The following is a 19229-nucleotide window of genomic DNA, read 5'->3' as shown; positions in this document are numbered from 1 at the left end:
GGCAAAGTAGTAACGGAAGTAAAAACAGATAAAAATGGTAAAGCAAAAATCTCAGACTTATCTGTAGGAAAGTACAAATTAGTAGAGAAAGAAAGCTTACCAGGCTACAAACAATTAACAGAACCAGTATCATTCGAAATTAAAAAGGGTATGACAGAAGTTCTATCATTAAAAGTAGAGAATGAACAGTTAGACAAAGGTTCAGTAGAAATTACAAAAGTAGATAAAGATAGTCAAAAAGTATTAGAAGGCGTAGTTTTCGAAGTACAGGACGAACAAGGTAAAGTAGTAACGGAAGTAAAAACAGATAAAAATGGTAAAGCAAAAATCTCAGACTTATCTGTAGGAAAGTACAAATTAGTAGAGAAAGAAAGCTTACCAGGCTACAAAAAATTAACAGAACCAGTATCGTTTGAAATTAAAAAGGGTATGACAGAAGTTCTATCATTAAAAATAGAAAATGAAATGGTAGATACGGGAAATGTAGAAATTACAAAAATAGATAAAGATAATAAGGCACCGTTAGCAGGTGTAGTCTTTGAAGTTCAAAACGACAAAGGCAAGGTAGTAACGAAAGTAACGACAGATAAAGCTGGAAAAGCAACAGTTGCAGATTTATCAGTAGGAAAGTACAAGCTAGTAGAAGTAGAGAGTTTACCAGGCTACAAAAAATTAGAAAAGCCTGTACTATTTGAAATTACAAAAGGTATGACAAAATCTTTAGCGTTCACTGTAGAAAATGAAATGGTAGATACGGGGAATGTAGAAATCACAAAAATAGATAAAGACAGTAAAGCACCATTAGAAAATGTTGTATTTGAAGTACGTGACTCAAAAGGCAAAGTAGTTGCGAAAGTAACAACGGATAAAGAAGGAAAAGCAGACGTTTCAGATTTATCTATTGGAAAGTATGAGTTAGTAGAAGTAGAAACACCAGCAGGCTACAAACCACTAGAAAAGCCAGTTTCATTCGAAATCAAAAAAGGTATGACGAAAGTCTTATCATTGAAAGTAGAGAATGAACAGTTAGACAAAGGTTCAGTGGAGATTACAAAAATGGCTGCTGAAAGCAAGGAAGTCTTATCAGGAGCTGTGTTTGAAGTTCATGATGAAAAGGGAAAAGTAGTAGTGAAAGTAACAACAGATAAAGATGGAAAGGCAAAAATCGCAGATCTATCTGTAGGTAACTACACACTAGTAGAAGTAGAAGCACCAAAAGGATATGAAAAATTAACTAATCCAATTCCATTTGAAATTACAAATGGAATGATAAATGCAATTCAATTAGAAGTATTAAACAAATTGAATCATTTAGCACCACCAGATCCAGAAAATCCTGGAACACCAGATCCAGAAAATCCTGGAACACCAGATCCAGAAAATCCTGGAACACCAGATCCAGAAAATCCTGGAACACCGAATCCAGAAAATCCTGGAACACCGAATCCAGAAAATCCTGGAACCCCAAATTCAGAGAAACCTGGAATCCCGAATTCAGAAAATCCTGGAACACCAGATCCAGAGAAAACTGAAAAAGAATTACCGAAGACAGGGCAGAAAATGCCTGTGGAACCATATATGGGAGCACTTCTTGTAATGATGAGTTTTGGATTACTCGTATTAGGTAGAAAACAGCAGAGATAATAAATGTGAAAAGGTATCCTCAAAGTATTTGAGGATACCTTTTTTAGCATAAAAAAAGGCATCTAGCAAAAGTACTAGATGCAAATAAAAACACAAGGGAAGACAAAATTCTTCCCTTTTCCCGTATGTAATTATATCAAAAAATTTATAAAAAACTAGCTATATTTCAAATATAATTTTTAAAAAAGTTATATACATAAATAATTGCAATACACGCAGTTTTATCTTTCTGAAAAATCTATTTCTTTATTTTTGAATATTAAGACTAATGTTGATAAATCTTCAGATAATTAGAAAAAATACCCGAAAGGATATATAATATTGCTTAATAAATAATTTTAATGAATTACGTATATTTCATTTGGTGTATTAATTGAATATCATAATTTTAAATTTTATTAAGCAAGAATCTCGGTTACTTATTGCATTTCTAACATAGGGTGAGATAGAAAAATACAATAGTGTGGAGGTTTTTATAATGACGTTTGTTCTTAGTAAAATGAGTGGCTTTAGCATAGAAGAAAAGGTACATGAATTTGAATCTAAAGGATTCCTTAAAATCTCAAATGAAATCTTTTTACAAGAGGAAGAGAATCATCGTTTATTAACACAAGCACAGTTAGATTATTATAATTTGGAAGATGATGCGTACGGTGAATGCCGTGCTAGATCTTATTCAAGGTATATAAAGTATGTTGATTCACCAGATTATATTTTAGATAATAGTAATGATTACTTCCAATCTAAAGAATATAACTATGATGATGGCGGGAAAGTTAGACAGTTCAATAGCATAAATGATAGCTTTTTATGTAATCCTTTAATTCAAAATATCGTGCGTTTCGATACTGAATTTGCATTTAAAACAAATATAATAGATACAAGTAAAGACTTAATTATAGGTTTACATCAAGTAAGATATAAAGCTACTAAAGAAAGACCATCTTTTAGTTCACCTATTTGGTTACATAAAGATGATGAACCAGTAGTGTTTTTACACCTTATGAATTTAAGTAATACAGCTATTGGCGGAGATAATTTAATAGCTAATTCTCCTCGGGAAATTAATCAGTTTATAAGTTTGAAGGAGCCTTTAGAAACTTTAGTATTTGGACAAAAGGTCTTCCATGCCGTAACGCCACTTGGAACAGAATGTAGTACGGAGGCTTTTCGCGATATTTTATTAGTAACATTTTCTTATAAGGAGACAAAATGAGAGAGAATAAAATAATTATGATTTCTGGAGCCAATAGCGGTATAGGTTATGCTTGTATAAAATACTTTTTAGAAAAATCATTTCATGTAATAGCGCTTGATATTAATAATAATAATTTAATAGATTATATGAAAACAGATATGCCTTTGAAAGTAGTGCAAATTGATTTAAGTAATAGCGAAGCGATTCATAATCTTTTTACTCAATTAGATTTAGAAAAGCTTTCTCCTGATATATTAATAAATGCAGCTGGTATTCGAGAGATAACACCTGTTTTACATTTATCCGATGATATGTTTAAAAAAGTAATTGATGTAAATTTAGTAGCCCCATTTATCCTTTCTAGGGAAGTAGCGAAGCGATGGTGTGAATCGAAAATAAAAGGTTGTATTGTGAATATAGCATCGGTTTCTGGATTAATGGCTGAACCAGAGCGAGCTGCTTATGTTGCATCAAAGCATGCTTTAATCGGATTGACTAAACAGATGGCTATGGAATTTGGGAAGCAAAATATAAGGGTAAATAGCATTTCTCCCGGTGTTATTAGAACTGAACTTACAGAAGAATACTTTAGTAATAAAGCCTTGATGTCTATGATAAAAAGTAATCAATCTTTAGATACTTGGGGGTTGCCGCAGGATATTGTTTCATGTATTGAGTACTTGATTTCTGATCAGGCCCGCTTTATTACTGGTTCTAATTTTGTAATTGATGGTGGTTGGACTGCTGGGAAAAATTTATAATTGAGTGTTTTTGAGGAAAAGCACCTGTCCTTTTTTAGGCTGGTGTTTTTCTCACTATAAACCGAGTTTTTATTGGAGGGGGATTAATTTGCTTCAAAAGAGTTTTAAGCAAGAGAAAACGGTACCGGCTTTAAAGATGATAGCATCAATGGTTATCTTTGGATCAGTTGGATTTTTTTCGGTTCAAACAAACTTACCTTCGTTTGAATTAGTGTTTGTAAGGTGTATTTTTGCGACAATATTTTTAAGTGTATGCTGGTTGCTTACAGGGCAATATAAACAAGATAAATGGGAACGAAAAGAAGTTATTCAAGTTTTAATATGTGGCTTTTTCTTAGTATTTAATTGGGTTTTCTTATTTAAAGCCTTTGAAAATATGTCAGTTACAATTGCTATCTCAGTTTATCATCTTGCACCAGTAATTGTACTGTTAATTGGAAGTATCGTCTTTAAAGAAAAATTAACATTAATATCTATCATTTCAATAGTTGTGTGTTTTGCAGGAGCTTTATTAATTGCTGGTATCGATGGAAGCTTCTCTGTCGGCTCATTAATGTCTTCAGGTATGATATGGGGATTTCTTGCAGCTCTCTTTTATGCATTTACAACTTTATTTGGTAAAGGGATTAACAAAATGAGTGCGTATGCAATGACATTTTTACAAACATTCTTGGGGATATTTCTTTTAATACCATTTATAGATTTAGATGCTTTTAGTGGCCTCACTCAAAGTAATTGGACATATATTATAGCTACTGGTTTTATTCACACAGGGATAGTATATTATCTGTTTTTTGATAGTTTACGCTATTTATCTACAAAAACAATCTCAATATTAGTTTTTTTGGATCCGGCAGTGGCAATATTATTAGATACTGTACTTACTGGATTCCGTCCAACTTTAATGCAAATAACAGGAATTCTTTTTATTTTTATTGGCATGACTTTAACATTAAAAAAATCTAAAGATAAAAAACTAAGCCAAAAAGAAAAACGAATTGAAAGCGATGCTAGTATATCTCAACAATAATGAAATATATTGTGTATAAAACGATAAACCTTGCATGAATCATGTAAGGTTTATTTTAGTTCAATATAATTCATATTTATAATATATAATTTTCAAAACTGAGGTATGTTTTTCTTTAATATGCTTTTGATTCAAATGTTATTATTTGACTATAAATTTACAAAAATGTATATGAAATCTTATTTTTTGATAATATATAAGTAATAAATTCATAGAATTGGAGTGATGAGATGCAGCCGTTAGAAAGAGAGATTCATTTTAATATGCTGAAAGTGTGGCGAATTCACGCTTTAATTGGGGCGGCAGTTATACTAACAGTCGTAATTGCGTATTTCTTTTTTATGATTAATTTTAACTGGTGGGGCTGGTTGTTTGGACTATTAGTAACAGGAGCCATTATATTTATTCCACTTGATTATTTTGTGTTTCCAAATTTACGTCAGCGCTATTATAGTTACAGATTAAATGAAGAAGAGATTGAGATTCAAAAGGGAATGTTCGTTGTAAAACGCGTACTTATTCCGATGATCCGTGTGCAGCACGTAACGATTGAGCAAGGGCCAATCATGAGAAAGTATAATTTAGCAGAATTACATATTTCAACAGCCGCAACTTCTCATAGTATCCCAGGTTTAACGAAAGAAGAAGCAGAACAGCTGAAAAGACAAATTGGAGAACTTGCGAAAGTGAGTGATGAGGATGTATAAGAGGCAACATCCGATTACGATATTGTTAGGTATTAGGGTTGCGAGTTTGTTGCCACTTATTATTCTTGTTTTATTTAAACCTGATGAACAAGTGGAACCTTGGTATTTATTTTATCTTTTTCTTCTGGTTGTTTTATTCATCATGGCTATTTTTTCAGCAATTAAATGGTATTTTAAAGTGTACTGGATTGAGAATAATATTTTACATATAAAGCACGGTGTTTTTGTAAAGAAGGAAAGTTATTTAAATAAAGAACGTGTGCAAAATGTTAGTACGTCTTCTAACGTTATTTATCAGATGCTTGGACTTATGAAGTTAAATATAGAAGTAGCGGGTGGTGGTAGTGAACCAGAAGTGATGTTGGCTGGTATTAAAGAAGACGAGGCAAAACATTTAATCGCTTTATTACATAAGAAAGAAACTACTGTAAAAGAAGAAATAGAAGAGGAAGAAAGCAAGACGGTTTATCAGTTAACAGCGAAAGAGGTTTTAGCAGCAGCGATTACCTCTGGTCGGTTCGGACTAGTGTTTTCTGGACTAGTACTTCTTTACACAAAGTTTGATTTTATTCTTCCTGAAGGATTCACAAGTAAAGTAGAAGCGTATGTGATGGGAAACGGTGTTTATAAACTAATTGTAATAGCATTAATTTTAATGGCAATTTCATGGATTATTTCCACGGCTGGATATGTGTTGAAATATGCAAACTTTAAAATTGAGCGAAAAGGGGAAGAAATTCGTATCGTTCAAGGTTTATTTGAAAAGAAAGAGTTTGTCTTAAAATTGCACCGAATTCAAGCGATTACTGTAAAAGAAGGTATGCTTCGCCAGCCATTTGGTTATTGCGCTGTTGAAGTGGAAGCAATTCACAGTATTGGAGCAGCAAGTAATGAAGTGATGCTGCATCCGTTTATGAAGAAAAAAGATGTACGGCAACTGCTCACATATTTAGAGTTACCTTATGAAATTGAAGCGGAGATCGTTCACTTACCAAAAACAGCGTTGCGTCGTTATTTCATTATGGGCTGGTTAATAAGTATCATACTAACAGTTCTAATTGCCAGCGTTAGTATATATTTAAAACAATATATTGCATTGTTTGTTATTTTACCGTTATTTATCGTATTTTCGTTACTTGCGTATGCTAGATATAAAAGCGGCGGTTATGAATTAAGAGAAAATCAACTAACGGTTGTATATCGTGATTTTTCGAAATATACAGGAATAATGCGAAGAAGACATGTTCAAGCAGTAGGTTATAATCAATCGTATTTTCAAAGAAAGGATGAATTATGTACAACTCTTGTAGCGGTAGCGGGGCGGGGTTATGAAGTAAAGCATGTGAGAAAAAAAGATTCACTTCGTATATATAATTGGTACAAAGAAAAAGGAAACACCGGTGTGTAATGGTGTTTCCTTTTTATGTCATGATTTGTCGATAAGTCGATATATTCGAAGAATCGCTGATATAATTCGAGTTACGCCGATATATTCGAAAAATCGCCGATATAATTTCACATACCGAGAATTCCGAACTCCAAACTCCAAAAAATTAAACTAACACATTAAAAGTAGTCACAAAAGATGGACGTGAGAAAATACTCTTTTGCTGTTCCGCATGTGGATGTGCCGGAGCTTGTCCTTCTGCTTGCGTGGGACGTTTTTTATGAGCGTTTTCGAATGAACGTGATTCTGTCCAGTCTTTAAAGTTTTGCTCTGTTTCCCACATCGTTAAGATAACATATGTATCGTTACTTAATGGGCGTAGAACACGGATCGCTTGGAATCCTGGTTCGTTTTCGATAAGGCCTGCGCGGTTTTTAAAGCGGTTTTCAAATACAGGGCGACCTTCGTCTGTGACAGAAATGTTGTTACAAACGATATAGCCAGGTTGTCCTTTAAATTCACCGACAGCATCTAGTACGTCATACTTAAGTGAGCCTTCTACAGATTCTTCTGTATTTTCTTTATAAAACATATTTTTTTCATCATTTTTTGCAGTGAAATGTGCTTGTTCTAGAGGTGTTTCATATGAAATAATAGCCTTCATTTTAATGCCCCCTTAATAGTTTGTTTCTATTATATCAACTCTCTTAAAAAACTTCGAAGATAATATACATAAAGATACTTCTTTTTCAAATAATAAATGTACCATCATTTGGAAAGAAGGACGATGTATGAAGAAAGTAAAGTGGACTTTATTAGGCGGCGTCGCAACGTTCGTAGTAGCGATTGTACTCTATAAACTTATCGTGTTAGCTGGTGGCTATATGATGGATGAAAAGCAGCTCGTTTTCCACTCTTCATCACGTATCGTTGACCAGAAAGGGAAAGAAATTACGAAATTATACGTAGAAAATAGAGAGCTCGTACCGATCGAGCAAATTCCGAAGTATGTGCAACAGGCATTTGTTGCGGTGGAAGATTCTCGTTTTTATGAGCATCAAGGAATTGATTATCCCTCTATATTCCGTGCTCTTTATAAAGATACGTTAGCTGGAGAAAAGGTAGAGGGGGGTAGTACCATTACGCAGCAACTCACTAAAAACGTCTTTTTAACTCGTGAAAAAACATTTACGCGCAAATTGAAGGAAGTCGCAATTTCTCTTCAATTAGAGCAAAAATATACGAAGCAACAAATTCTTGAAATGTATATGAACCATATTTATTTTGGTCATGGGGCTTACGGTATTCAAGCAGCAGCAAAGTTATATTTTAATAAAAATGTTGAGGATTTAACAGTAGAGGAAGGGGCAATGCTTGCAGGCCTTCCGAAGTCACCAAACGGATATTCACCGTACTATTCTGCAGAGAAGAGTAAGGAACGCCGCGATCTAGTATTGTCACTTATGCATAAACAAGGCTATTTGACTGCCGAAGATAGCGTACGTTATCAAGGAAAGACGATTGCTTTATATAAAAACTTAGACGAAAATGAGCTCGCATATATGCCGTATATTGATATGGTCATAGATGAAGCAGCTCGTTTATACGGATTGTCTCATCAAGAAGTACTTCGCGGAGGATATACGTTTGTCGTACCTATGGATGAAAAAATTCAAAAGGTAGCGTATAACCAGTTTCAAGATGCAAGGAATTTTCCTGGGAAAGAAGAAGGGGCACAAGGTGCATTTTTATTAATGGATAATCGTACGGGAGGGATTAAAGCGGCGATTGGGGGAAGAAAGTACGTCCCGAGAGGATTTAATCGTGTTTTTGCCAAAAGGCAGCCCGGATCTGTTTTAAAACCACTTATCGTTTATGCACCAGCACTAGAAACGAAAAAGTATAATCCGTATTCTTTATTAACGAATGAAAGAAATTCTTTTGAAGGGTATGAACCTCGAAATTATAATCATGAGTATTCAAAAGAAATGACGATGTATGATGCGATTTTAGAGTCGGCAAACGTACCGGCAGTTTCTTTATTAAATGAGTTAGGGGTAGAAGAAGGAAAGCAATATTTAGAAAAAGGAAATGTCCATATTGCAGATGCTGGTTTAAGTACAGCGCTTGGCGGATTGAAAAATGGCGTTTCAACATTTGATCTTGTAAAAATGTATCGTTCATTTTTAGCAAATGGAAATATTATCGAGCCGCACGTTATTGATAAAGTATTAAATAGACACGGTGCAGTCATTGGGGAATCTCCAAAAGTAGAGACGAAAATCTTCTCGAAGCAGACAGCATGGTATATGACGAAAATGTTAGAAGGAGTTGTGAAGGAGGGGACAGCGAGAGCAGGTGTATATAACGGTGCGCTAGCTGGAAAAACGGGTACAACTTCATTGCCAAATGACGATAAGGGAGCAAGAGATATGTGGTTCGTCGGCTATACACCGAACTTAGTAGGCGCTGTTTGGATTGGTTATGACCGTACGGATAAGGAACATCAGTTGCAAGGAGAAAGTGCATCTGCGACAAAATTGTTTAAGAAAATTTTAACGAAGGCTAATGTAGAACATAAAGAGAAGTTTATGAAGCCTGAAGGTGTGGAAACAATCGGTGCTCCGATTCGGCTGCGCAAAATTGAAGATGTAAAAATGAAACTATCATTTAGCCCTTTCGGTTTATTTAAAGCAAAATTAAGTTGGACGCCACTTCCAGATAACAGAATTATGTACCGAATCTATAGAGTGGAGAACGGAATTCATACGCATGTTAGCACTGTAAATGGTGCTGGAGAATATGAGGAAAAGTTCGTTAACATATTTTCAAAACCGAGCTTTTACGTTGTACCATATAATTCACAAACGAATCGCGAAGGAGAAAAGTCAAAAGTAGCTAAACCATAGTTTTTCTCTGTGTTATAATAAGAATGTTGTGAAAATAGTAAGCGTTTTTACGAATGTTTGTGTCAATTTAATGAACAACGTACATAATATTATGCATTTTGTTTTTACAAGCTGTATAGTAAAAAAAGATAAATATCGAACGTATTCGAAGCATTGGTAAGGAAGGGAGCAAGGGTCTTGGTAAGAACTATAAATGAGACATTTTTAAAAGCATGTAGGGGGGAACGTACTGATTATGTACCAGCATGGTATATGCGTCAGGCAGGTCGTTCGCAGCCGGAATATAGAAAGATAAAAGAAAAGTATTCTTTATTTGAAATTACACACAATCCAGAGTTATGTGCTTACGTTACAAAATTGCCGGTTGATCAATATAACGTAGACGCAGCAATTCTTTATAAAGATATTATGTCACCACTACCTGCAATTGGTGTGGATGTAGAAATTAAATCAGGTATTGGCCCAGTTATCGATAACCCAATCCGTTCTTTACAAGACGTAGAAAAACTAGGGGAAATCAATCCAGAAGATGATGTACCGTACATACTAGATACAATTCGTTTATTAACGACAGAAATGTTAGACGTACCGTTAATCGGTTTTTCAGGAGCTCCATTTACATTAGCGAGCTATATGATTGAAGGCGGTCCATCTCGTAACTACCATAATACGAAAGCGTTCATGTATGCAGAGCCAAAAGCTTGGTTTGCTTTAATGGATAAGCTAGCAGATATGGTTATCACATATTTAAAAGCGCAAATTAACGCAGGAGCAAAAGCAGTTCAAATTTTCGATTCTTGGGTTGGAACAGTAAATGTAGCAGATTATCGCGTATTTATTAAACCAGCAATGGAGCGTATTTTTGCAGAAGTTCGTAAGATGGGTGTACCGATGATTATGCACGGCGTAGGAGCTGCACACTTAGTGAATGAGTGGCACGACTTACCGCTTGATGTAGTCGGCTTAGACTGGCGCTTACCGATTGAAGAAGCACGTGCACGCGGCGTTCTTAAGGCGGTACAAGGAAATATGGACCCTTCATTCTTACTTGCACCATGGTCTGTTATTGAAGAACATGTAAAAGGTATTTTAGATCAAGGGATGAAACAGCCGGGTTATATCTTTAACTTAGGTCACGGTGTATTCCCAGAAGTAAATCCAGATACATTAAAACGTTTAACTACATTTATTCATGAATATTCTAAAGGGAAGTTAGCGAAGTAAAGGAGAATTGCTGTATGAAAAAGAAAATTGGTTTGCTTGTAATGGCATACGGAACGCCATATAAAGAAGAAGATATTGAACGTTACTATACACATATTCGCAGAGGAAGAAAGCCAAGTCCTGAAATGCTGGAAGATTTAACAGAGCGTTACCGTGCAATTGGTGGTATTTCTCCTTTAGCTACTATTACATTAGAGCAAGCTAAGAAGTTAGAGAAGCGTTTAAATGAAGTACAAGATGAAGTAGAGTACCATATGTATCTTGGCTTAAAACATATTGAACCGTTTATTGAAGATGCGGTGAAAGATATGCATAACGACGGAATACAAGATGCAATCGCACTTGTTCTTGCACCTCACTATTCTACGTTTAGTGTGAAATCATACGTTGGACGAGCACAAGAAGAAGCTGAGAAACTTGGAAACTTAACAATTCACGGCATTGATAGCTGGTATAAAGAGCCGAAATTCATCCAGTACTGGGTTGATGCAGTGAAAGGTATATATAACGGTATGTCAGATGCAGAGCGTGAAAAAGCAGTATTAATCGTATCTGCACATAGCTTACCAGAGAAAATTATTGCAATGGGCGATCCATATCCAGATCAATTAAATGAAACAGCGGATTATATCGCGCGCGGAGCTGAAGTAGCAAACTATGCAGTAGGCTGGCAAAGTGCAGGAAACACACCAGATCCTTGGATTGGTCCAGATGTACAAGATTTAACGAGAGAACTAAATGAAAAGCACGGTTATACTTCATTCGTATATGCACCAGTTGGATTTGTTGCGGAACATTTAGAAGTTTTATATGACAACGACTTTGAGTGTAAAGTTGTAACGGATGAAATTGGTGCGAAATATTATCGTCCAGAAATGCCAAATGCATCGGACGCATTTATTGACTCTTTAACAGATGTTGTATTAAAGAAAAAAGAATCTGTACTGTAAGAAGAAAGGGGGAGCCTGCTTGAGGAAAAAGGTTGTGATCGTCGGCGGAGGCATCACTGGATTAACAGCAATGTATAACTTACAAAAAAATATTCATGAAAAAAACTTGCCGATTGATACATTACTTATAGAAGCATCGGGTAAACTTGGCGGAAAAATTCAAACCGTTCGAAAAGATGGATTTACAATTGAGCGCGGACCGGATTCTTTCTTAGCACGAAAAGAAAGTGCAGCTAGATTAGTGAAAGAATTAGGCCTTGGCGATGAACTTGTAAATAATCAAGCCGGTCAATCATTTATCCTCGTAAACAATCGATTACATAAAATGCCGAATGGATCAATGATGGGAATTCCAACGCAAATTACGCCGTTTCTATTTTCCGGGCTGTTCTCCCCAATTGGTAAACTAAGAGCTGGTTTTGATCTATTAATGCCAAGGTCAAAGCCAGTATCTGACCAATCACTCGGACAATTCTTCAGACATCGTCTTGGAAACGAAGTGGTTGAAAACTTAATAGAACCGTTACTATCGGGTATTTATGCAGGGGATATTGATGAAATGAGCTTAATGTCAACATTCCCGCAAATGTATCAGATTGAGCAGAAACATCGCAGCATTTCACTCGGTATGCGTACGCTCGCTCCGAAAGAAGAGAAAGCTGAACCGAAAAAAGGAATCTTCCAAACAGTGAAAACAGGTTTAGAATCTATCGTTGAATCTCTTGAAGCAAAGATGCATGAAGGTACGATAATAAAGGGAACTCGCATTGAAAAAGTTGCAAAACAGGGTGATGGTTATACGATTACTCTTAGTAACGGAAAAGAAATAGAAGCAGACGCTATCGTAGTGGCAACTTCGCATAAAGTATTGCCGTCCATGTTTGCTCAATACAAGCAGTTTCGTTTCTTTCGTAATATTCCATCCACATCCGTTGCGAATGTCGCACTTGCTTTCCAAAAGTCCGCAATCCAGCGCGATATTAATGGTACAGGATTTGTCGTATCACGAAATAGCGATTACACCATTACAGCATGTACGTGGACGCATAAAAAATGGCCACATACAACGCCAGAAGGAAAAACACTCCTTCGCTGTTACGTTGGACGTGCTGGTGATGAAGCGGTTGTAGAACAAACTGAAGAAGAGCTCGTTCAGCTCGTACTAGAAGATTTAAGAAAGACGATGGATATTACAGAGGATCCAGAGTTTACAATCGTAAGCCGCTGGAAAGAAGCGATGCCTCAATATACAGTAGGCCATAACGAGCGAATGAAAAAGCTCACAACATTTATGGAGAAAGAGTTGCCTGGTATATACTTGGCAGGTAGCTCCTATGCTGGTGCTGGACTTCCAGATTGTATTAATCAAGGTGAGGAAGCTGCAAAGCGTGTATTATCTCATTTGGAGAAAGTAATAGATGCTGAATTAATCGCACAATAAACGAAACGCCTTCAATCATATTGAAGGCGTTTCGTTTATTATATAAAATACTTATTCGCCAATAAACATATATAAGTTATTTGGCTTTATAACAGCATCTCCTGCATAAATAACCCATTCTGTTAAGTTATCAAAATCTAAATGATAACTATTTCCTTCACTCATATCTTCTATGAAATATGGTTCATTAATGAGTATTCCTTGAATGAAATCTTCCGTAATGTTTTGCATTTCAAACCACATATGTTCACTTTTTCCTTCTTCGTAGGAGACACCAAACTTAGCAAGGAAACGAAAATCTTCATTTGATTGTTCAATGTGAAAAATGTTGCTGAAATACCCAAAAGTATTTTTCGCATTGTAAGCCATACGATCGGTTTCACTATTTGTTTTATAGAACATGAGCCCTGTAGCTTCCTCGTGTTCTTTGAAAAAACTTTCAATATATTCTTCTGAAGTATTAAATTTGAATAAGAGAACGGATGGAGATTGATGGTATTCATCTCGGGCATCCATTCCGCCTAAGAATGCATTTTGTGAATCTATTGGTTGTAGTTTCACTTCCTCATCTTCGATTGAAGATAATTGGTCCATACTCGTTTTATGCCCTATATAAGATAATCCTTTTTCCCACGGAACAGCGACTGTATGTATAGAACCTTGCTGACTATGCGCGATAACGATAGGCTCATTCATAGGGACTTGTCCATTCTCAACGGCATTATTAGCAAATGTTTGAAAGAGATCGCCAATGCCGTAGTAGGAAGAAATGCGATTTGGAATAATTAACTCTATTTCAGTTACGCCTGCTCTTAAAAGACCATGTGTATGAAACCAATATTGCGTAGGCTCACCGTCTTTATCGTCTTCATAAACGGAATGAATAACGTATAAGTCAGGAATGTCAGGTAATAATTCATTTTCAACGTGATATTCAATATAGCTTCTAGATATCACTTTCATTGCTGCACTTGAATCGATTACAAATAACAAATCTGGGGCGAGATTCCATAAGAACTGTAACTGCTGGAAAAAGCAGTCTAGTACATCGCCTACAAATAGCGTACGAGTGAAAATTTCAGTGCCGAAAGCTGCATCTTCAAAATTACGATCTACGATTGTAGTATCTTGTCTATTGTACATTTTATATCCTTCTGGATCGTTCGGTTCATCAATATGCAGTTCATACGGTATGACTGTTTCACCCATATGTAATTCAACAATAAGGCTTGTCTCATCACTATAAACAATTTTTAAATCATCAACTTTAGTAGCGATCGTTTCTAGTCGCTGTTTTAACTGCTCAATTGTAATTCTAGTTGGTATAACGGCAATCATATCTGAAAAATGACGTTCTAATGTTCCATTCATAGCTGCGCGGTATGTTTCTGTTTGCACTTCCATCCAATCACTCCTATTCAAATGAATCCATTTTACATGCCAATTAAATGTCGATATTTTCTGTTTTTTCTCTCTCTAACATTATAGAGTGTATTTGTAGAAAGTGTAAAATTATTATTTTGTATTATAGTTTGAAAGCTTGTAAATTAAATAAATCTTTTGTAAAATTTGTCGAAATATAGTTCTATATAACGAATCATTTGTTATGATAGAAATGCTGAGAAAATATGAAATAGAGAGAGGAAAATGGCTGTGAAGAAATTGTTAAGTGTCTTTTTATCATTCTTGCTATTGCTTTCATTTACTGGAACTTTAGCGCAAGCAGAAGAAACTGCTTCTATGTCAGTAGAAAAAGCAATTCAAGTATTTAAGCAGCAAGGGAAAACGAAGGGGATAGTGGAAGGGTACATTGTTGGATATACGCAAAGTTCTTCTAAATATACGAAGGATCCAGCTAAGTTTGATGATACAAACGTAGCAATTGCAGATTCGCCAAACGAAACGAATCCAGACAAAATCATGCCCGTTCAGTTACCGAAAGGTGATGTGAGAACGGCAGTGAATGTAAAAAATCACCCTGAAAATATCGGGAAGAAAGTTATTTTGACTGGGACTCTTGAATTATATTTTAGTAACCCAGGTCTAAAATCAGTAACAGCTTATAAGTTTCAAGGTGAAGGACAAAACCGTGTTAGCGATGTAGTAGCTTCACCGAACGAGGGAGAAGTTGCTAAAGGAACAGCGGTAACATTAACGACGAATACAGAAGGAGCAACAATCTACTATACGTTAGATGGCTCTAATCCTACTAATAAAAGTGTTCGTTATAATGGACAAATTATAGTGAATGAAAATAGTGTAGTGAAAGCAATCGCAGAAAAAGAAGGACTTACTTCTTCAGCAATTTCGACATTTTCATTTATTATCGTAAATAATGAACAGGTTCGTATTCATGACATTCAAGGAAAATCACATATGTCTCCTTACAACGGGAAGAAAGTATACAATGTGGAAGGCGTTGTCACAGCGCTTGATAAAAACGGCTTTTATATAGAAGATAATCAACCAGATAATGATCCAGCTACTTCAGAAGGTATGTACGTATATAAAAAAGATGCGAATGTAGCAGTAGGAGATCTTATTCAAGTTGATGGAGTAGTAGAAGAATATGTTGGACCAGGATATGCAGAGCGATTTGAAACAGACTTAACGACGACAGAAATTAAGGCGAGTCGCGTTGCTGTAGTCGCAAAAGATCAATCTTTGCCGGCACCGATTGTACTTGGCGAAAACGGTGTGAAAATCCCGGACCAGATTATTGATAATGATGCATTTGGTTTATTTGATCCAACTGAAGATGCAATCGACTTCTATGAAAGTATAGAAGGTATGCGTGTTACGATGCCAACACCAAAAATCATTACACCTCAGAAAAACGGAAATTTATATGTAACAGTAAAAAATGGTGGAGATAAAATAGTAACACAATATGGAACACCTCTATTAGATGAAAATCAATTAAACCCAGAGCGCCTTTCTGTAAAAGTACCTCGCGATTATGTAGCAAAAGTAGGAGATACTTTCACTGGAGATATAACAGGGGTAGTAGGATACGATTACGGTTCTTTCCGTATTTCGCCAATAACAGAACTGCCAGCTGTAGTGGATGGTGGATTTAAGCAAGTAGGGGCAAATATTCAGCCTCGTCTTGATAAGTTAACGGTTGCTACATATAACATTGAAAACTTCTCGGCGAATAAAAAAGAAACAACAGATGAAAAGGTAAAAGCGTTAGCGTATTCTATTAAATACAACTTAAAAATGCCAGATATTATCGGTGTAGAGGAAATGCAAGATAATAACGGATCAATTAATGACGGTACAACAGATGCGTCATTAAGCGCAAAACGTATCATTGATGCAGTTCTAGAAATTCGCGGGCCAAAGTATGAGTATGTAGAAATCGCTCCAAACAATAATCAAGACGGAGGAGCACCAGGAGCGAATATTCGCGTCGGTTTCTTCTATAATCCATCACGCGTGAAATTAGCGACGGTACCGAAGTTACTTGATAAAAATGTCGTTCGTATTGGAGACGAAAATCCATTATTTGAAAGTACACGTAAACCGTTAGCGGCAGAATTTACGTTCCAAGGACAAAACATTGTTGTCGTTGCAAATCACTTAAACTCAAAAATAGGAGATGCAACGCCATTTGGAAAAGTGCAGCCGCTCGTATTAAAAAGTGAAGACAAACGAATTCAGTTAGCACAAGAAGTAAATCATTTCGTACAAGGAATTCAGAAAAAGAATACGAATGTACCAGTTGTCGTGTTAGGTGATATGAACGATTTCGAATTCTCTAAACCACTAAAAACACTAGAGGGAACAATCTTAAAAGATATGTTAAACACAGTACCGAAAGAGAATCGTTACACGTACATTCACGAAGGAAATGCGCAAGTGTTAGATCATATTTTAGTAACAAACAACATCGCACCGCACACAATTGTAGATCCAGTGCACTTAAACTCAAACATAATGAAAGAGCACGGACGTGTAAGTGACCACGACCCAGTACTTGCTCAAATTGATTTGAAGAAGGCTTCTTAAAGTGGGGAACGCTTAGGTGACTAAGCGTTCTTTTTTTGCATCGTTATAGAATAGTATAAAGAGATGATTCCTTTTTTTGTAATCTAATGATAAAATTGATTGAATATTTAGTTTTTAACAAGGGGGACAACAATGCAGTTACAAATAAATGGAAAGGTAATGAATCAGTTTGCAATTTTTTTTAGTACGATCATCATGCTTCAGTTTGTAGCTGATATAACAGGACTTACAAGCAATCTAGATATTACGTATAACTTAATACATACAGCAGCTTCTTATATAACATTTAGTTTGGCGGTTATTTTCACTTTAATAGGTGCAAGAAGAGAATTAAGTAAATATGCAATTGTTTCATTATGTTTAGTTGTAGGTATTAAAGCGATTTATTTTGTAGCGGTCGTTATTTTATGGGGGTTGGCTGGTACACCGTAAGTGAATAGTAAATAAACCCTAATTTCCAATATAGTAAGGAAATTAGGGTTTTATTATACTTGAAACGCTTTTCTACACCGCTCTCTTTTTTGCAGTCTTCTTTTATATTTTTTTCTATCCCGCTTTACTCCTTGTATATACATAAGTAAGCTAACGAAAAGGAAGAAAGCACATTGCGTCATTAAAATATATGGTGACATGCCTTGCAATGGTTGTTTCGGATCATATAAATGAAAAGGTGCTCCGCCTATTGAAGGAAGTATTGTATTTAGCAGGACGTACGGAATGGAGGCGGCTGCAAATGGAAAGAGAATTGCTATATAGTCTTTTTGTGACCATACAGATGCAGCAAGTCCTAAAAGGGCCATTAAACCTGCAAATAAAAAATTAATTCCGATATATACAGTAATGTAAGTGAGAGGCGCATCAAAATATAGGTTTGCGAACATTCCATCAGCATTTATGATGCCTGACCCAACCGTAGGTGTTCCGTCTGGAATGGTTAATTTGCAAAATAATAACGATAAGATGAATGGAAGTGTATAAAGAAATCCTCCGCAAAAAAACGTAACGATATATTTCGCTACGGAATAAGGAAATATAGAAATCCCCTTACTCACAAACGGTTTAAAACCATCGGACTTATCCGAATTGTAACTTGTACTAAAGGGGAAACTCGCAATAACTGGCATTAATAATAAATAAACATCCATTTCATTGTCGCGAAATCCAATCCATTTTAAATCTGTTGATATAGGACCATTTGCTGCGTCTCCTAAATAACGAATTACATAATAATAGTGATAAATGCAAATAAGAACGAATCCACTAAGCATCATAATGAAAGAAATACGACTACAAAAAGCTTGCTTTATATTTAAACGAAGTGCACGCATCATGAATGAAAAAGCCTCCACTGTTTTGATAAACTTTTCTATTTTCTATATTACTATTAATTGTAAAGATTTTCTTGTTTTTTTATTTGATTATTTAAAAAAGAGGAATTTTGTTGTTGTGAAGTAAGGTTAGCTGGAATTAATTTTTTCTAAAATATGGTTGACAATTAAGTATTACATTTGTAATCTTGATTGTAGATTACGAATGTAATACTTAGGAGTGAAACATACGATGACAAATCAATTACCTAAAATATCTGAAGCAGAATTAGAAATTATGAAAGTACTTTGGTCGAATTCTCCACAAACAGCGAATGAAATTATAGAAGAACTGGAAGATACAATGGACTGGAAACCAAAAACAATCCGCACATTAATTAATCGATTAGTACAAAAGGAAGCCGTTTCTTACCATCAAGATAAAGGGCGAATGTATGCTTATTATCCGTTAGTATCACAAGATAATTATTTGCAAGTGGAAACGAAATCTTTACTAAAGCGTTTTTGCGGTGCAGCGTTTAAACCATTACTTGTTAATTTCTTAAAAGAGGAGAAATTATCTTCAGAAGATATTAATGAATTAAAACGCATTTTAGATGAGAAGACAGAGGAGAATAAGAGGAAGGATCGATAAAA

General features: G+C 35.4%; 16 protein-coding genes. 13 read left to right on the top strand and 3 right to left on the bottom strand.

Annotation, left to right across the window (positions count from 1 at the left end):
* From MR143_RS26045 to MR143_RS26020, 6 genes are all read left to right on the top strand, one after another.
* On the top strand, window positions 1-1644 hold a 1644-nt coding region (locus MR143_RS26045), incomplete at its 5' end, for an MSCRAMM family protein (RefSeq protein ID WP_242281076.1).
* A 478-nt stretch (window positions 1645-2122) separates the two neighbouring features.
* Entirely contained in the window at window positions 2123-2860 is a 738-nt protein-coding gene (locus MR143_RS26040; RefSeq protein WP_199717729.1) for a 2OG-Fe dioxygenase family protein, read from the top strand.
* Entirely contained in the window at window positions 2857-3603 is a 747-nt protein-coding gene (locus MR143_RS26035; RefSeq protein WP_001208950.1) for an SDR family NAD(P)-dependent oxidoreductase, read from the top strand. Before MR143_RS26040 ends, MR143_RS26035 begins: the two co-directional genes overlap by 4 nt.
* Window positions 3604-3691: 88 nt before the next feature.
* On the top strand, window positions 3692-4633 hold the full coding sequence (locus MR143_RS26030) for a DMT family transporter (protein WP_000939630.1): 942 nt from the start codon (window positions 3692-3694) through the stop codon (window positions 4631-4633).
* Window positions 4634-4863: 230 nt separating this feature from the next.
* A complete protein-coding gene (locus tag MR143_RS26025; RefSeq protein ID WP_199717728.1) occupies window positions 4864-5340 on the top strand; it encodes a PH domain-containing protein in 477 nt (158 codons plus the stop codon).
* Complete coding sequence (locus tag MR143_RS26020; protein ID WP_242281075.1) at window positions 5333-6748, top strand: PH domain-containing protein; 1416 nt, start codon at window positions 5333-5335, stop codon at window positions 6746-6748. Before MR143_RS26025 ends, MR143_RS26020 begins: the two co-directional genes overlap by 8 nt.
* Window positions 6749-6893: 145 nt before the next feature.
* Here MR143_RS26020 and hmoB read toward each other — a convergent pair whose 3' ends face one another.
* Complete coding sequence (gene hmoB, locus MR143_RS26015) at window positions 6894-7391, bottom strand: heme-degrading monooxygenase HmoB (protein WP_000644056.1); 498 nt, start codon at window positions 7389-7391, stop codon at window positions 6894-6896.
* A gap of 127 nt (window positions 7392-7518) precedes the next feature.
* Between hmoB and MR143_RS26010 the strand changes: the two genes are divergently transcribed.
* From MR143_RS26010 to hemY, 4 genes are all read left to right on the top strand, one after another.
* Window positions 7519-9636: a transglycosylase domain-containing protein gene (locus MR143_RS26010; protein ID WP_199717727.1), complete on the top strand. Its 2118-nt coding sequence runs from the start codon at window positions 7519-7521 to the stop codon at window positions 9634-9636.
* Between the two features lie 177 nt (window positions 9637-9813).
* Window positions 9814-10860, top strand: a complete 1047-nt coding sequence (hemE, locus tag MR143_RS26005; protein WP_000252606.1) for a uroporphyrinogen decarboxylase — start codon at window positions 9814-9816, stop codon at window positions 10858-10860.
* 14 nt (window positions 10861-10874) lie between these two features.
* A complete protein-coding gene (gene hemH / locus MR143_RS26000; RefSeq protein WP_182812439.1) occupies window positions 10875-11810 on the top strand; it encodes a ferrochelatase in 936 nt (311 codons plus the stop codon).
* 19 nt (window positions 11811-11829) lie between these two features.
* A complete protein-coding gene (hemY, locus tag MR143_RS25995; protein ID WP_001228098.1) occupies window positions 11830-13251 on the top strand; it encodes a protoporphyrinogen oxidase in 1422 nt (473 codons plus the stop codon).
* A 51-nt stretch (window positions 13252-13302) separates the two neighbouring features.
* Here hemY and MR143_RS25990 read toward each other — a convergent pair whose 3' ends face one another.
* A complete protein-coding gene (locus tag MR143_RS25990; RefSeq protein WP_242281074.1) occupies window positions 13303-14655 on the bottom strand; it encodes a DUF4026 domain-containing protein in 1353 nt (450 codons plus the stop codon).
* A gap of 243 nt (window positions 14656-14898) precedes the next feature.
* Here MR143_RS25990 and MR143_RS25985 point away from each other — a divergent pair, with 243 nt between their 5' ends.
* On the top strand, window positions 14899-17265 hold the full coding sequence (locus MR143_RS25985) for a DUF6359 domain-containing protein (RefSeq protein ID WP_199717725.1): 2367 nt from the start codon (window positions 14899-14901) through the stop codon (window positions 17263-17265).
* 132 nt (window positions 17266-17397) lie between these two features.
* The gene (locus MR143_RS25980) at window positions 17398-17697 is read left to right on the top strand and encodes a hypothetical protein (RefSeq protein ID WP_001176844.1); all 300 of its coding nucleotides are present in this window, start codon (window positions 17398-17400) and stop codon (window positions 17695-17697) included.
* 53 nt (window positions 17698-17750) lie between these two features.
* On the opposite strand, the gene MR143_RS25975 is transcribed toward MR143_RS25980, so the two are convergent.
* Window positions 17751-18596: a hypothetical protein gene (locus MR143_RS25975; RefSeq protein ID WP_199717724.1), complete on the bottom strand. Its 846-nt coding sequence runs from the start codon at window positions 18594-18596 to the stop codon at window positions 17751-17753.
* A 229-nt stretch (window positions 18597-18825) separates the two neighbouring features.
* Here MR143_RS25975 and MR143_RS25970 point away from each other — a divergent pair, with 229 nt between their 5' ends.
* Entirely contained in the window at window positions 18826-19227 is a 402-nt protein-coding gene (locus MR143_RS25970; RefSeq protein WP_000184507.1) for a BlaI/MecI/CopY family transcriptional regulator, read from the top strand.
* The last annotated feature ends 2 nt before the right edge of the window (window positions 19228-19229 follow it).

The organism is Bacillus cereus group sp. BfR-BA-01347, assembly GCF_022663835.1.
GTDB lineage: Bacteria > Bacillota > Bacilli > Bacillales > Bacillaceae_G > Bacillus_A > Bacillus_A thuringiensis_K.
Note: the sequence above shows the minus strand (reverse complement) of the source record. Positions and strands in the feature narration are given on the sequence as shown.

Coding starts and splice junctions, on each gene's coding strand:
- MR143_RS25990 (WP_242281074.1), bottom strand. CDS start 14,655: ATGGAAGTGCAAACAGAAACATACCGCGCAGCTATGAATGGAACATTA.
- hemH (WP_182812439.1), top strand. CDS start 10,875: ATGAAAAAGAAAATTGGTTTGCTTGTAATGGCATACGGAACGCCATAT.
- MR143_RS25975 (WP_199717724.1), bottom strand. CDS start 18,596: ATGATGCGTGCACTTCGTTTAAATATAAAGCAAGCTTTTTGTAGTCGT.
- MR143_RS25980 (WP_001176844.1), top strand. CDS start 17,398: ATGCAGTTACAAATAAATGGAAAGGTAATGAATCAGTTTGCAATTTTT.
- MR143_RS25970 (WP_000184507.1), top strand. CDS start 18,826: ATGACAAATCAATTACCTAAAATATCTGAAGCAGAATTAGAAATTATG.
- MR143_RS26010 (WP_199717727.1), top strand. CDS start 7,519: ATGAAGAAAGTAAAGTGGACTTTATTAGGCGGCGTCGCAACGTTCGTA.
- MR143_RS25985 (WP_199717725.1), top strand. CDS start 14,899: ATGGCTGTGAAGAAATTGTTAAGTGTCTTTTTATCATTCTTGCTATTG.
- MR143_RS26025 (WP_199717728.1), top strand. CDS start 4,864: ATGCAGCCGTTAGAAAGAGAGATTCATTTTAATATGCTGAAAGTGTGG.
- MR143_RS26020 (WP_242281075.1), top strand. CDS start 5,333: ATGTATAAGAGGCAACATCCGATTACGATATTGTTAGGTATTAGGGTT.
- MR143_RS26040 (WP_199717729.1), top strand. CDS start 2,123: ATGACGTTTGTTCTTAGTAAAATGAGTGGCTTTAGCATAGAAGAAAAG.
- MR143_RS26035 (WP_001208950.1), top strand. CDS start 2,857: ATGAGAGAGAATAAAATAATTATGATTTCTGGAGCCAATAGCGGTATA.
- hmoB (WP_000644056.1), bottom strand. CDS start 7,391: ATGAAGGCTATTATTTCATATGAAACACCTCTAGAACAAGCACATTTC.